The 12,932-nt window shown below is 71.6% G+C and carries 12 protein-coding genes and 1 pseudogene; 7 read left to right on the top strand and 6 right to left on the bottom strand.

The window, feature by feature from the left end; genetic code table 11:
• Positions 1-151: 151 nt before the first annotated feature.
• Positions 152-1,906 carry an ABC transporter ATP-binding protein gene (locus ACFWBB_RS00110; RefSeq protein ID WP_385264690.1) on the bottom strand — a complete coding sequence of 585 codons (1,755 nt, stop codon included), beginning with the start codon at positions 1,904-1,906 and terminating at the stop codon, positions 152-154.
• A 175-nt stretch (positions 1,907-2,081) separates the two neighbouring features.
• Here ACFWBB_RS00110 and ACFWBB_RS00115 point away from each other — a divergent pair, with 175 nt between their 5' ends.
• From ACFWBB_RS00115 to ACFWBB_RS00125, 3 genes are all read left to right on the top strand, one after another.
• Positions 2,082-3,167 carry an S-(hydroxymethyl)mycothiol dehydrogenase gene (locus ACFWBB_RS00115; protein ID WP_385264693.1) on the top strand — a complete coding sequence of 362 codons (1,086 nt, stop codon included), beginning with the start codon at positions 2,082-2,084 and terminating at the stop codon, positions 3,165-3,167.
• Positions 3,167-3,796: an MBL fold metallo-hydrolase gene (locus tag ACFWBB_RS00120; protein ID WP_385264696.1), complete on the top strand. Its 630-nt coding sequence runs from the start codon at positions 3,167-3,169 to the stop codon at positions 3,794-3,796. The genes ACFWBB_RS00115 and ACFWBB_RS00120 overlap by 1 nt, the downstream gene beginning before the upstream one ends.
• 138 nt (positions 3,797-3,934) lie before the next feature.
• The gene (locus ACFWBB_RS00125; RefSeq protein WP_385264698.1) at positions 3,935-4,849 is read left to right on the top strand and encodes an SDR family oxidoreductase; all 915 of its coding nucleotides are present in this window, start codon (positions 3,935-3,937) and stop codon (positions 4,847-4,849) included.
• A 4-nt stretch (positions 4,850-4,853) separates the two neighbouring features.
• Here the strand turns inward: ACFWBB_RS00125 and ACFWBB_RS00130 are convergent, their stop codons facing one another.
• On the bottom strand, positions 4,854-5,390 hold the full coding sequence (locus ACFWBB_RS00130) for a hypothetical protein (protein ID WP_385264700.1): 537 nt from the start codon (positions 5,388-5,390) through the stop codon (positions 4,854-4,856).
• A gap of 188 nt (positions 5,391-5,578) precedes the next feature.
• Positions 5,579-6,970 (bottom strand): pyridoxal phosphate-dependent decarboxylase family protein, encoded by a 1,392-nt coding sequence (locus tag ACFWBB_RS00135; protein WP_385264703.1) that lies wholly within the window; start codon positions 6,968-6,970, stop codon positions 5,579-5,581.
• Between the two features lie 247 nt (positions 6,971-7,217).
• On the opposite strand from ACFWBB_RS00135, the gene ACFWBB_RS00140 reads away from it, so the two are divergent.
• Complete coding sequence (locus tag ACFWBB_RS00140) at positions 7,218-7,913, top strand: L,D-transpeptidase family protein (RefSeq protein WP_385264706.1); 696 nt, start codon at positions 7,218-7,220, stop codon at positions 7,911-7,913.
• A gap of 47 nt (positions 7,914-7,960) precedes the next feature.
• On the opposite strand, the gene ACFWBB_RS00145 is transcribed toward ACFWBB_RS00140, so the two are convergent.
• Positions 7,961-9,163: a Gfo/Idh/MocA family protein gene (locus ACFWBB_RS00145; protein WP_385265543.1), complete on the bottom strand. Its 1,203-nt coding sequence runs from the start codon at positions 9,161-9,163 to the stop codon at positions 7,961-7,963.
• A 170-nt stretch (positions 9,164-9,333) separates the two neighbouring features.
• Positions 9,334-9,474, bottom strand: a pseudogene (locus ACFWBB_RS00150) (sugar ABC transporter substrate-binding protein); the annotation flags it as partial.
• A gap of 209 nt (positions 9,475-9,683) precedes the next feature.
• Here ACFWBB_RS00150 and ACFWBB_RS00155 point away from each other — a divergent pair.
• The 3 genes from ACFWBB_RS00155 (at position 9,684) to ACFWBB_RS00165 (ending at position 11,494) form a co-directional block, all read left to right on the top strand.
• Entirely contained in the window at positions 9,684-10,844 is a 1,161-nt protein-coding gene (locus ACFWBB_RS00155; RefSeq protein WP_385264708.1) for an ROK family protein, read from the top strand.
• Between the two features lie 111 nt (positions 10,845-10,955).
• On the top strand, positions 10,956-11,126 hold the full coding sequence (locus tag ACFWBB_RS00160; protein ID WP_328477027.1) for a hypothetical protein: 171 nt from the start codon (positions 10,956-10,958) through the stop codon (positions 11,124-11,126).
• 194 nt (positions 11,127-11,320) lie between these two features.
• The gene (locus ACFWBB_RS00165) at positions 11,321-11,494 is read left to right on the top strand and encodes a hypothetical protein (RefSeq protein ID WP_385264711.1); all 174 of its coding nucleotides are present in this window, start codon (positions 11,321-11,323) and stop codon (positions 11,492-11,494) included.
• On the opposite strand, the gene ACFWBB_RS00170 is transcribed toward ACFWBB_RS00165, so the two are convergent.
• Complete coding sequence (locus ACFWBB_RS00170; RefSeq protein WP_385264712.1) at positions 11,473-12,861, bottom strand: S1 family peptidase; 1,389 nt, start codon at positions 12,859-12,861, stop codon at positions 11,473-11,475. The two genes, ACFWBB_RS00165 and ACFWBB_RS00170, sit on opposite strands and share 22 nt — an antisense overlap.
• Between the last annotated feature and the right edge of the window lie 71 nt (positions 12,862-12,932).

Here is a 12,932-nt window from a genome sequence, read left to right on the forward strand (position 1 = left end):
GCCGTCAGCCGTCAGCCGTCAGCCGTCAACGGTCAGCCGTCCGCCGTCCGCCGTCGGCCGTCAACGGTCAGCCGTCCGCCGTCCGCCGTCGGCCGTCGGCCGTCAGCCGTCCGCCGTCAGCCGTCCGCCGTCCGCCGTCAACGGTCAGACGTCAGTCGACCGTCGCGAGGAACTGTGTGGCCGCCAGCTCCGCGTAGAGCGGGTCGCCCGCCACGAGTTCGCGGTGCGTACCCACCGCGCGGACCCGGCCCGCGTCCATGACGACGATCCGGTCGGCCATCGTGACCGTCGACAACCGGTGCGCGACGACGAGGACCGTGGTGGTCCGGGCGACGTCGGCGACGGTGTCGCGCAGCGCCGCCTCGTTCACCGCGTCCAGCTGGGAGGTCGCCTCGTCGAGCAGGAGGAGCCTCGGGCGGCGCAGCAGCGCGCGGGCGATCGCCACCCGCTGCCGTTCGCCGCCGGACAGCTTCGTTCCGCGATGCCCGACCAGCGTGTCCAGCCCCTGCGGCAGCCGCCCGACCAGGTCCTCCAGGCGGGTCGTCTTCAGCACGCCCCGCACGGCGTCGTCGTCCGCCGACGGGTTCCCCAGCAGCAGGTTGTCGCGCAGCGAGCCCGACAGCACGGGCGCGTCCTGCTCGACGTAGCCGATGGAGGAGCGCAGGTGGGACAGCTCCCAGTCCGCGAGGTCGCGGCCGTCGAGGGCGATCGTGCCGGACTCGGGGTCGTAGAACCGCTCGATGAGCGAGAACACCGTGGTCTTGCCCGCGCCCGACGGTCCGACGAACGCCGTCATGCCCCGGGCCGGCACGGTGAACGTCACCCCGTGGTGGACGTACGGCAGGTCGTCGGCGTACCGGAACCGGACGTCGGCGAAGTCCAGCGAGGCGGGTTCGGTGGCGGGCGGGGGCAGCGGCTCGGGCCGGGACGCCGGCTCGGCGGGCAGCCGCAGCGCCTCCTGGATGCGGCTCAGGGCCGCCGAACCCGTCTGGTACTGGGTGATCGCGCCGACGACCTGCTGGATCGGCGACATCAGATAGAAGACGTACAGCAGGAACGCGACCAGCGTGCCGATCTGGATCGCGCCCGTCGCGACCCGCGCCCCGCCCACCGCGAGGACGGTGATGAAGGCCGTCTGCATCGCCAGGCCGGCCGTGTTGCCCGCGGCCGCCGACCACTTGGCGGCGCGCACGCTCTGCCGCCAGGACTCCTCGGCCGCCGCGTGCAGCGTCGCCTCCTCGCGCTGCTCGGCGCCCGAGGCCTTGACCGTGCGCAGCGCGCCGAGCACCCGCTCCAGCGAGGCGCCCATCACGCCCACCGCGTCCTGCGCCCGACGGCTCGCCCGGTTGATCCGCGGCACGATCACGCCCAGGACGGTCCCCGCGCAGAGGATCACGGCCAGGGTGACCCCCAGCAGCACCGGGTCGACCAGGCCCATCATCACGACCGTGGCCGCCAGGGTGAGCCCGCCGGTGCCGAGACCCACCAGCGAATCGGTGGTGACCTCGCGCAGCAGCGTCGTGTCGGAGGTGACGCGGGCCATGAGATCGCCGGGTTCGCTCCGGTCGACGGCGGTGATCCGCAGCCTCAGCAGATACGAGGACAGCGCCCGCCGCGCGCCGAGCACCACCGACTCGGCGGTGCGCCGCAGCACGTACGAACCCAGGGCGCCCACCGCCGAGTTGGCGACGACCAGGGCGGTCAGGGCGAGCAATGCGCCGGATATCGAGCGGTCGTGGCCGAGGTCGTCTATCAACTTCCGCGCCACCAGGGGCAGCAGCAGCCCGGTGGCGCCGGTGACGAGCGACAGCACCGCACCCACGAGGAGGGACCGGCCGTGTGGCCGTACGTAGTCGAGCAACAGCCGCCACGGGGGGCGGCCGCCGGCGGTCTCTGCGATGGTCACGGGGCTCCTCGGAAGGGTCGGGTCGCAGGCCTCAGGCTACGTCGGCCGCCGCGCGGTGTGGCCCGGGTGGGGCGGGTTCAGGACGGCCGTCGGCCCTGCCGCCCGTGCCCCTACCGATCAGTCACGCGTAGGGTCGGCAGCGGGACGGACGACCGCCGAGGAAAGGGGCAGCACCATGCCGCAGGAAGTGCGTGGAGTGATCGCGCCGGGTAAGAACGAGCCGGTACGGGTGGAGACGATCGTGATCCCCGATCCCGGGCCCGGCGAGGCCGTGGTGCAGGTACAGGCCTGCGGGGTCTGTCATACCGACCTGCACTACAAGCAGGGCGGGATCAACGACGAGTTCCCCTTCCTGCTCGGTCACGAGGCGGCGGGTGTCGTGGAGGCCGTCGGCGAGGGCGTCACGGACGTCGCACCCGGCGACTTCGTGATCCTGAACTGGCGCGCGGTGTGCGGTCAGTGCCGGGCCTGTCTGCGGGGCAGGCCCTGGTACTGCTTCGACACGCACAACGCGAAGCAGCGGATGACCCTGACCGACGGCACCGAGCTGTCTCCGGCGCTGGGTATCGGGGCGTTCGCGGAGAAGACGCTGGTGGCGGCCGGACAGTGCACGAAGGTCGACCGGTCGGTGTCGGCCGCGGTCGCGGGGCTGCTGGGCTGCGGTGTGATGGCGGGGATCGGGGCGGCGATCAACACGGGCAACGTCGGCCGTGGCGACACGGTCGCCGTCATCGGCTGCGGGGGCGTCGGCGACGCGGCGGTGGCCGGGGCGAACCTGGCGGGCGCGGCGAAGATCATCGCCGTCGACATCGACGACCGCAAACTCCGGACCGCCAGGAAGATGGGCGCCACGCACACGGTCAACTCCAAGGAGACCGACGCGGTCGAGGCGATCCGTGAGCTGACCGGCGGGTTCGGCGCCGACGTCGTGATCGAGGCGGTCGGCCGCCCGGAGACCTACAAGCAGGCGTTCTACGCCCGCGATCTCGCCGGCACGGTCGTCCTCGTCGGTGTCCCGACCCCGGAGATGAAGCTCGACCTTCCGCTCCTGGACGTCTTCGGGCGTGGCGGTGCGCTGAAGTCGTCCTGGTACGGGGACTGTCTGCCGTCCCGCGACTTCCCGATGCTGATCGACCTGCATCTGCAGGGCCGCCTGGACCTGGGGGCGTTCGTGAGCGAGACCATCCAACTGGACGAGGTGGAGAAGGCCTTCGAGCGGATGCACCACGGGGACGTGCTGCGTTCGGTGGTGGTGCTGTGATGGCCGCGCGCATCGAACGCCTGGTCACCTCCGGCCAGTTCAGCCTCGACGGCGGCACCTGGGACGTCGACAACAACGTGTGGATCGTCGGCGACGACCACGAGGTGATCGTCATCGACGCCGCGCACGACGCCGATGCCATCCTGGCCGCCGTGGGCGAGCGCCGGCTCACGGCCATCGTGTGCACCCACGCCCACAACGACCACGTCTCCGCCGCGCCGGCCCTCGCCGACGCGACCGGCGCCACGATCTGGCTGCACCCCGACGACCTGCCGCTGTGGAGGCTCACCCACCCGGACCGCGAGCCCGACGCCCACCTGGCCGACGGCCAGGTCATCGAGACCGCCGGTACGGACCTGACCGTCCTGCACACCCCCGGGCACGCGCCCGGCGCGGTCTGCCTCCACGATCCCGGACTCGGCGTGCTCTTCACCGGCGACACCCTCTTCCAGGGCGGCCCGGGCGCCACCGGCCGCTCCTACTCCCACTTCCCGACGATCATCACCTCCATCCGGGACCGGCTGCTCGCCCTGCCACCCGAGACGAAGGTGCTGACCGGTCACGGCGACGGGACGACCATCGGCGCGGAGGCGCCCCACCTGGACGAGTGGATCGCCCGGGGGCACTGAGCGGGAGCGCCCGCCCGCACCCGACCGGGTGACCGGGCGGGCAAAAGACGACAGGAGGTGTCCGGCTTCCGCGCGATGCTCGTCGATGCCATCGATCCTCGATGACGACAACGACGCAACACACGCAGGAGGTCGGACATGTCCGGTCCGCTGGAAGGCAGGGTCGCCCTGGTCGCCGGGGCGACACGGGGTGCGGGACGCGGCATCGCCGTGGAACTGGGGGCGGCCGGCGCCACCGTCTATGTCACGGGACGCACCACCCGCACCCGGCGGTCCGAGTGCGAGCGCCCCGAGACGATCGAGGACACCGCCGACCTGGTCACCGAGGCGGGCGGCCACGGCATCGCCGTGCCCACCGACCACCTCGACCCGGGCCAGGTCCGGGCCCTGGTCGACCGGGTCGCGGACGAGCAGGACCGCCTCGACGTCCTCGTCAACGACATCTGGGGCGCCGAGCACCTCTTCGAGTGGGACACCCCCGTCTGGGAGCACGACCTGGACAACGGGCTGCGCCTGCTCCGGCTCGCCGTCGAGACCCACGCGATCACCAGCCACCACGCGCTGCCGCTGCTGCTGCGCCGGCCCGGCGGACTGGTCGTCGAGATGACCGACGGCACCACCGAGTACAACCGTGACACCTATCGCGTGAACCTCTTCTACGACCTCGCCAAGAACTCCGTCCTGCGCATGGCCTTCGCGCTGGGCCACGAACTCGCGCCGCGCGGCGCCACCGCCGTCGCGCTCACCCCCGGCTGGCTGCGCTCGGAGCTGATGCTCGAACAGTTCGGCGTTCGCGAGGACAACTGGCGCGACGCCCTCGGCCGCGTCCCCCACTTCGCCATCTCGGAGACGCCCCGCTACGTCGGCAGGGCGGTCGCCGCCCTGGCAGCCGACCCCGACGTGGCCCGGTTCAACGGGCGGTCCCTGTCCAGCGGGGGACTCGCCCCGGTGTACGGCTTCACCGACCTCGACGGCAGCCGCCCCGACGCCTGGCGCTACATGGTCGAGGTACAGGACCCGGGGAAGGCGGCGGACACCACGGGCTACCGCTGAGCACTCACGCCGGGGACCCGGGGGGCGTCGGCCAGCGCGCCGAGTGACCCGGCGGCAGCTGCAGATCCTCGCGCACGGCCCTGTAGTAGCCCTCGCGGCCGGCGCGCTGCCGCTCGAGCAGCGCCTGCCAGGCCTGCGGGTCGTGCGTCCCGGCCCGCAGGAACCGCTCCATGTCCATCACCACGACCACCCACACCCGGGCCCGCTCCACCGTGTCCCGGCTGCCCAGCATGATCAGCGCCTCCCCGGCCGGGTCCCGCCCGTCGGTGGCCCGGGCCAGCAGCGGCTCGGCCTCCTGCGGGGACAGCGGATGGGGATGCGGGTCGTTGCCGAGGTGCGCGGCGACCCGGTAGGTCAGATTCACCGACGCCTTCAACGTCCGCGCATACTCGGTGTACACCGACAGTCGCCGCTCCTCCCAGCGGGCCGCCCGCTCGCGCCGGAACCGGGCCCGGTCGCTGCGCACGACCGCGACATACGAGCCGAGGGCGCCGACGACGACACCGAGAAGGGCGGGGAGTTGCTGCAGAAACGCGGTCATACCCGCACGGTCTCCGTCCTGTTGACCTGCATGTTGACGTGCCTGTTGACGTGGTAGCGGCCCTCGACGGCCCTGTGGATCTTTCCACTTGTGGGCGCTCCCGGCGATGAACTTCCTGCTCGGCCTCCTCACCCCGGTCCGCACCCGCCGCGAACTCCCGCAGCGGCGAGGCGGTCCGGTGGCGCCGCTCAGCCGGAAAGTGCCGAAGTGAGCGCCTGGAGCACCCGCTCCCCGTCGGCCCGTGTGGTGCGCCAGTTGCTGAACGCGGCCCGCAGCGCCGGTACCCCGCCGTACACCGTCGGCGTAAGGAACGCCTCCCCGGACGCGGCCACCGCGTCCGCCAGCGCGCCGACCCGCGCCTGCGTCGGGTCCTCGGCGAGAGTGAAGCAGACCACGTTCAGCCGCACCGGGGCCAGCAGCCGCAGCCCGTCCAGCGCGGCGACACCCTCACCGAGCCGGACCGCGAGGTCCACGCTCCGCTCGACGATCTCGCGGTGCCCGGCCCGCCCGTAGGCCACCAGCGAGAACCACGCCGGCAGTGCGCGCAGCCGCCGGGAGTTCTCCGGGGTGAGATGGAGGAAGTCGGGCTCGCCGGTGGGCGGTCCGAGGTACGGCGAGGCGTTGTGGAAGACCCGCACCTGGAGGTCACGGCGGCGGGTGAACTGCACGGCCGCGTCATAGGGCACGTTGAGCCACTTGTGCAGGTCCACGCAGACCGAGTCGGCCGCGTCCAGCCCGTCGACGAGATGCGCGTACGCGGGGGAGAGGGCGGCGAAACCGCCGAACGCCGCGTCCACGTGCAGCCAGAAGTCGTACCGCTCCTTCAGGGCCGCGATCGCCCGCAGATCGTCGAAGTCGACGGTGTTGACGGTACCCGCGTTGGCCACGACGATCGCCGGCCGGCCGTCCAGCGCGGCCAGCGCCGCCTCGAGCGCGGTGACGTCGACGGCCTCCCGGTTGCCGGGCAGCACGGGCACCTGCCGCAGCCGGTCCCGGCCGATGCCCAGCACCGACAGCGCCTTGGCGACACTGGAGTGCGGGCTGCCCGAGAGCACCTCCACGGCTCCCAGCGCGGCCGCGCCCTCCCGGGACACGTCCACCCCCAGCCGCTCGCCCAGCCACTCACGGGCGACGGCGAGACCGACGGTGGTGGAGACGGTCGCGCCGGTCACGAACGCGCCGCTGTGCTCCTCGCCCAGCCCGAACAACTCCCGCAACCAGGCCACGGTCTCCCGCTCCAGCGCCGTCGCCGAGGAGCCGCCGGCCCCGGAGACGTTCTGGTCGTACGCGGCGGTCAGCCAGTCCCCGGTGACCGACGCGGGAGTCGCCCCGCCGGTGACGAAGCCGAGGTAGCGCGGCCCGGCCGAACCGGAGAACCCGGGAGCCCAGTGCTCGGCGAACCGCGCCAGAGCCCCCTCGGACCCGGCCCCCTCCTCGGGCAGGGCCGCCCGGCCGGGCGCCGTGTCGAGACGGACCACGGGCCGCTCGGCCAACCCGGTCACCTCACGGGCGGCGAAGTCGCGGGCGGACTGGAGGAGCTCGGGAAGCCGGGAGAGATCGTCGGCGAGCGTGCGATGCATACGGGGAACTTAGGACGGAGGTACCGGCCGGCGCCCGATCCAATCGCGAGGAACTGGACCGCACGCCCCGGCGCGGACGCCACGGACGGGACGGACAGGAAGAACAGACGGGGCAGATCGTGCGAATCGGCAGAACAGAAAGGAAGTTAACTGTTTTGTCACAGGTCGGCCGGGCCTACAACCGACGCCCGGGCACAGACGTCTATGAGGAAGAGATCGCCACACTTGTGCCAGGGAGAGGGCAGCCATGGGGGACATACGCAGACGAGGGGCCGTCGTGCTCGGGCTCACCGGCCTGATCGCGCCGCTGACACTGGCGTTGGGCGCGGGACCGGCGCAGGCCGCGAGCTGTACGACGCAGGCCGGGCCGTACCAGAAGCAGGTGGAGAAGTTCCTCGGCCGGCCCGTCGACGGCAGGCAGTCGACCACCGACTGCAAGGCCGTCCAGGCCTTCCAGAACAAGCACGGCATCACCCCGAACATCGGCTACGCCGGACCCGTCACCTGGGGCGTGATGGATCTCATGAACAAGCAGAAGGCGGTGGGCAACAAGCCCAACAAGGCCGGCACGTGCCCGACCAACAAGGGCCGCATCGCCTGCGTCAACCTCACCCTCCAGCTCAGCTGGATCCAGGACGGCAGCAGGCTGGTCTACGGACCCGTCCCGGTCCGCACCGGCCGCGACGGGTACGAGACCCGCACCGGTCTGAAGAAGATCTACTACCGGCACATCGACCACGTGTCGAGCATCTACAACGTGCCCATGCCCTACAGCCAGTTCTTCGACGGCGGCCAGGCCTTCCACTCGGTCGGTCTCAGCATGTGGAACCCGCCGGGCTCGCACGGCTGCGTCAACATGACCACGACGACCGCCAAGAAGTACTGGTCACTGCTGAAGAACGGCGACGACGTCTTCGTGTACGGCCGCAAGCCGGGCACCTGAGCCACTCGGGTCGCTGAGGCGGCGCGGGCGCCCGGCCTTCCCGGGCGTCACGCCTCGGGCGCGTCCCCGAAGTCCGGGATCTCCAGCCTGGTCCCGCCCTGCCGCGCGGACTCGTGCGCGACGATGCCCGGCAGGGTGTAGCGGGCCGCGACCCACGCGTTCACGGACGGCAGCGTGCGGCTGCCGACCGCGGTCACGAAGTCGTCCACCAGGAAGTGGTGGCTGCCCTCGTGCCCGTTGTGCAGTTCGTCGAACTCCCGCGGCAGCCGCGCACGGTCGTGCACCGGTGCCGAGCCCGAGGTGAACGCGGCTCGCAGCTCCGGCGCGATGTGCTGGAGCGACGGATCGTCGGGGGACAGGGTGGGCTTGGGCTCGAGCAGCTCACTGATGTCCTTCACGCCCTGCTTGTCCTGCCAGAGCGCCACCGTCGCCAGCTGCTCCATGCTCGCCTCGGTACCGAAGAAGCGGAAACGGGACTCGCGGATGTGGGACGGGTAGCCCACCCGCCGGAACTCGTTCGTCCGGAACGAGCCGCCGCCCGCCACCTCGAACAGCGCGGTGGCGTTGGAGAAGTCGTTGCCGAACCGACTGACCTCCTTGTCGAAGACACCGTCCCCCCGCCCGTCGACGACACCGATCGCCGACACGCTCACCGCGTGCGTCCGCCAGGCGCCCAGGACCCCGCCCACCGAGTGCGTCGGGTACAGCAGCGGGGGATAACTGGCGGTCGCCTTCCAGTTCTCGCCGCCGCTGTACCGGTAGGCCTCGTAGAAGCCCAGGTCCATGTCGTGGACGTAGTCGCCCTCGGCGTAGAAGAGCCGCCCGAAGGCGCCCTGCGCGATCTGGTTGCGGGCATGCACGGTCGCCGGGTTGTACTGGCTGGTCTCGCCCATCATGTACGTCAGACCGGTCGCCTTGACGGCGTCGACGATCGCCGCGATCTCCTCCGTGGTGATCGCCATCGGGACGGCGGAGTACACGTGCTTGCCGGCCTCGAGCCCCTGGAGGACCAGCGGGCCGTGCGTCCAGCGCTGGGTGAAGACGGCGACGGCGTCGACCGCCGCCGACTCCAGCATCGCCTCGTACGAGGGGAACGTGCCCGTCAGTCCGACCTCGGCGGCGAGCCGCTCGGCACGTTCGGGCAGCAGATCGGTGACGTACACGTCACCCACGCCGGGGTGGGCCAGGAACAACTTGGCGAACTGGCCCGAGAACTGTCCGGCACCGACGATGCCGAGGGAGAACGTCATGGGGGTCGTGCCCTTCACTGGTCGAGAATCAGGTTGATCTGGCTGTTGGTCCGGTCGAGGCTGCCCACGGGCTTGCCGTTGCCGAAGATGTCCTGCGTGGCCGGGTGCGTCAGCGCGTACACGTCGGCCGCGTAGTTGGTGATCGGATAGCAGAAGGTCGCGAAGTCCTTCTTGTCGGCGCCCGGCTCGTCGCCCCGCCTGCCCTCGCTGTCTACGGTGAGGTGCGCGACGGCCTTCTCCAAGGTGCCGCCGTCCTCCGGGTTCCAGGACAGGTCGTTCAGCTGCTCGGGGGTGAGGCCCGCGTCCTTGGCCGTCTGTAGCGGCGACGGAGGACTGCTGGAGGCGATGGTCATCGGGAGACTCCCTCGTCAGCGGCGGCTCGCTCTCGACCACTTACTTTTGATCCGGAAGAATCCAACGTCAAGAGCTGGGGTCAGCATCCTTTTCACCGGCCGTGTGGGGCATATAGTGCTCTGGATACTTCCAAGGCAAAAATAATTCGTGTGGGAGTCTGACCCTCATGACCACAGGTACCGCCAGCTGGCTACCCCTGAGCCCGGGGGAGCGCTCGGTCGCGATCGAGGTGCTCGTCCATGGCCCGCTCTCGCGCACCGACCTCGCGCGGCGGCTCGGTCTCTCCGCGGGCAGCCTCACCCGGCTGACCAAACCGCTGATCGAGTCGGGACTGCTGGTCGAGGTGCCCGACGGGGGCATCGCGGTGGAGGCCCGGCAGGGCCGTCCCTCGCAGCCGCTCGACGTGGTCGCCCAGTCCCGCTCCTTCATCGGCTTCAAGATCACCGCCGACAAGGTGTACGGCGTCGTCACCACGCTCCGCAGTGAGATCGTCGCCCGTCACGACCGCCCGCTCACCACGCACGACCCCGCGGAGGTCGCCGGCCTGCTGGGTGAGATGACCGGGGAGCTCTCCCGTGCCCACCCCGGTCTCGCCGGCATCGGCATCGGGGTGGGCGGGCGCGTCGAGGACCGTTCGACGGTGGGGGAGTCGCCTTTCCTGGGGTGGCGGGACGTCCCGCTGGCCGCGCTGGTCGAGGAGCGCACGGGGCTGCCCGTGGTCCTGGAGAACGATGTCGCCGCCCTGGTGGAGGCCGAGACCTGGTTCGGCGCGGGGCGCGGGCTCGACCGTTTCGTCGTCCTCACCATCGGCGCGGGCTTCGGCTACGGGCTGGTCCTCTCCGGCAGGCGGGTGCCCTGCGTCGAGGAGGACGGCGGCTTCGGCCGGCACTGGATCATCGACCCCAGCGGGCCGCTCACCCCCGAAGGGGAACGCGGCAGCGCCGTCTCGCTGCTGACCATCCCCAGCATTCGCTACCAGGTCCAGGCCGCCACCGGCCGGGAGCACGGCTACGACGAGATCCTCGCCCTCGCGGCCGCCGGGGAACCCATGCCCGCCCGTGTCGTCGACGAGGCGGCCCGCGCCCTGGGCACGCTGATCGCGCAGATCGCCAACTCCGTCATGCCGCAGAAGGTGGTGCTCGCCGGGGAAGGGGTCGGGCTGATGGACGTCGGCGGGGCGACCGTGGAGGCGGCCGTCCGGGCCCACCGCCATCCGCTGGCCGCCCCGGTGACCCTGGAGACCAAGGTGTCGGACTTCCATGACTGGGCGCGCGGTGCCGCCGTACTGGCGATCCAGGTGCTGGTCCTGGGATCGACGGAGAGCTGAACTGTGCCGTGGGGGTTGACAGATGGACGTGATCAGTAACACGTCCGGTATGTCCGGTTCGGTCGTGATGACTCACGCGGTCTTCACTTCCGACGCCGTAAGCTTCACGCCATGTCCACCACTGTTGAAACCCTCTCCGAGCGATCGGCTGCGGAGGTCAACGAGGAGATCCGAGCCCTGTGGCGCCGGTCGGGCGGGACACTGAGCGTCGAGCAGCGCGAGGAATACCAGCGGCTCGTCCTGGAGTGGGCCGCCGCTCCGCACTCCGTCGAAGCGGCCTGACCGCCACCCGTCCGCGGGGCCGCACCGCGTCGGTGCCCCGCACCGGGGCGCCCCCCGGCGTACGGGTGTTCTTCCCGCCCTGGCCTCGACCGTCCTCTACGGCCTCGCCGACATCGGCGGCGGCCTGCTGACCCGTCGGACCGAATTCGTCGCCGTCACCCTGTTCGGCCGGATCGGCGGGCCTGCTGCTCACCGTGGCGGCCGCCCTGCTCGTCGTCGCCTCGCGCTGCCCCGCGCTGCCCGGGATCCTCGGCCCGGCCCTGCCTCACGAGCGGGTCACCGGTCGGCAGGTGCCGGGACCGACCGGCGCGGCGCTCGCCGGCGTGCTGCCCGCGCCCGGCCGAGGTCACCCCCATGTCGCCGAGTAGTACCGCTGGTAGGCCTTGCGGTCCTGTTCGGCGCGGAAGTACCGGGTCGCGACGAGGGCGACCATGCTGCCCGCGATGACCAGCAGACCGGGGCCGATGTTCCTGGGGTCGGTGAGCTTGGAGGCGAGGGTCTCGCTGACGGCGGTACTCGTCACCGGCGTGGTCGTGCCCGGCGAGGCCGAGCCCGGGGCGAGCGCCGCCTGGGAGGAGGAGGACGGGGCGGGAGCGGCGGACGCGGTGGACGTGCCGCCCTGGGCGTTGTCGGAGGGGGCGGCCACGATCAGCTGCACGCCGAGCTGGGCCAGCGCCTTGGTCACCGGCTGGAAGAACGTCGTACCGCCCGTGGTGCAGTCGCCGCTGCCGCCCGAGGTGACACCGAGGGCGATGCCGTCGGAGAACATCGGGCCGCCGCTGTCGCCGGGTTCGGCGCACACGGTGGTCTCGATGAGCCCGCCGACCGTGCCCTCCGGATAGTTCACCGTCGCGTCGAGGCCGGTGACCTCACCGTCGTGCAGCCCGCTGGTGCTGCCGCTGCGGAACACCTTCTGGCCGACGGCCGCGTCACCCGTGCCCGTGATGCGCACCCCGTTGCCGTTGCCGATGGCCACCACGTCGGCACCCGCGCCGGCCTTGCCGGCGTACTGCACCAGGGAGAAGTCGCTGCCGGGGAAGTTGGAGTTCACCGTCTGGCCCACCTGCTGCTTGGCCTGGTTGTCAGCGAACCAGGTGGACCCGGTGGGCCCGCAGTGCCCGGCGGTGAGGATGAAGTCGTTCGATCCGTTGGTCACGTTGAAGCCGGCCGAACAGCGTCCGCCGGTCGACAGGATGGGCTGGGCGCCGTTGATCCGGGTGGTGAACGCGCCGGTGGTGCGCTCCATGCGCACGAAGCTGCCGATGCCGGTGGCCGTCTTCGTCAGCTGCGACCAGTCGGAGGCCGACACGGTGCTGTCGGCCTGCACGACGACCTGGTTCGACCGGTAGTCCATCACCCAGGCGGTGCCGGGCACCCTGGGTGCCGACCGCAGGGTGGTCGCCGCCGACTTGAGCTCGTTCATGCTGTGGGAGACGACCTTGGCCTCGGCGCCCGTCTGCCGGACGGCGTCGGCCGACTGCTCGTCGGTGACGGCGACGACCGGACGCCCGTCGGAATTCAGCCAGGTGCCCGCCGTGCGCGCGGTGCCGAGCTTCGTGACGAGGGCAGCCCCCGGGTTCGTGACGACGGACTGTGCCGCACCGCGTGCCGCGGACGTGCCGGACGGTTCGCTCGCCATGGCGGCCTGCGTGACCATGGCCCCTCCGAGGAGGAGTCCGCCGACGGCCGCCAGCCGTGTCACTCGCCGGACGGTCCGTCGTCGTACATGCCTCATGTCTTGGCTCCCGAAACCCCGAACGCGCGGCCTCAACACCGCGGGGCGCTCCGGTCGTTGAGTGCCCTCAC

It is taken from the genome of Streptomyces sp. NPDC060000, from assembly GCF_042737375.1.
Taxonomy (GTDB): Bacteria; Actinomycetota; Actinomycetes; order Streptomycetales; family Streptomycetaceae; genus Streptomyces.

What these genes read in the sequence shown, in the direction of transcription:
- ACFWBB_RS00115 (WP_385264693.1), top strand. Translation starts at nt 2,082, where the DNA reads ATGCCGCAGGAAGTGCGTGGAGTGATCGCGCCGGGTAAGAACGAGCCG.
- ACFWBB_RS00160 (WP_328477027.1), top strand. Translation starts at nt 10,956, where the DNA reads ATGTCCACCACTGTTGAAACCCTCTCCGAGCGATCGGCTGCGGAGGTC.
- ACFWBB_RS00170 (WP_385264712.1), bottom strand. Translation starts at nt 12,861, where the DNA reads ATGAGGCATGTACGACGACGGACCGTCCGGCGAGTGACACGGCTGGCG.
- ACFWBB_RS00130 (WP_385264700.1), bottom strand. Translation starts at nt 5,390, where the DNA reads ATGACCGCGTTTCTGCAGCAACTCCCCGCCCTTCTCGGTGTCGTCGTC.
- ACFWBB_RS00120 (WP_385264696.1), top strand. Translation starts at nt 3,167, where the DNA reads ATGGCCGCGCGCATCGAACGCCTGGTCACCTCCGGCCAGTTCAGCCTC.
- ACFWBB_RS00135 (WP_385264703.1), bottom strand. Translation starts at nt 6,970, where the DNA reads ATGCATCGCACGCTCGCCGACGATCTCTCCCGGCTTCCCGAGCTCCTC.
- ACFWBB_RS00155 (WP_385264708.1), top strand. Translation starts at nt 9,684, where the DNA reads ATGACCACAGGTACCGCCAGCTGGCTACCCCTGAGCCCGGGGGAGCGC.
- ACFWBB_RS00140 (WP_385264706.1), top strand. Translation starts at nt 7,218, where the DNA reads ATGGGGGACATACGCAGACGAGGGGCCGTCGTGCTCGGGCTCACCGGC.
- ACFWBB_RS00125 (WP_385264698.1), top strand. Translation starts at nt 3,935, where the DNA reads ATGTCCGGTCCGCTGGAAGGCAGGGTCGCCCTGGTCGCCGGGGCGACA.
- ACFWBB_RS00145 (WP_385265543.1), bottom strand. Translation starts at nt 9,163, where the DNA reads ATGACGTTCTCCCTCGGCATCGTCGGTGCCGGACAGTTCTCGGGCCAG.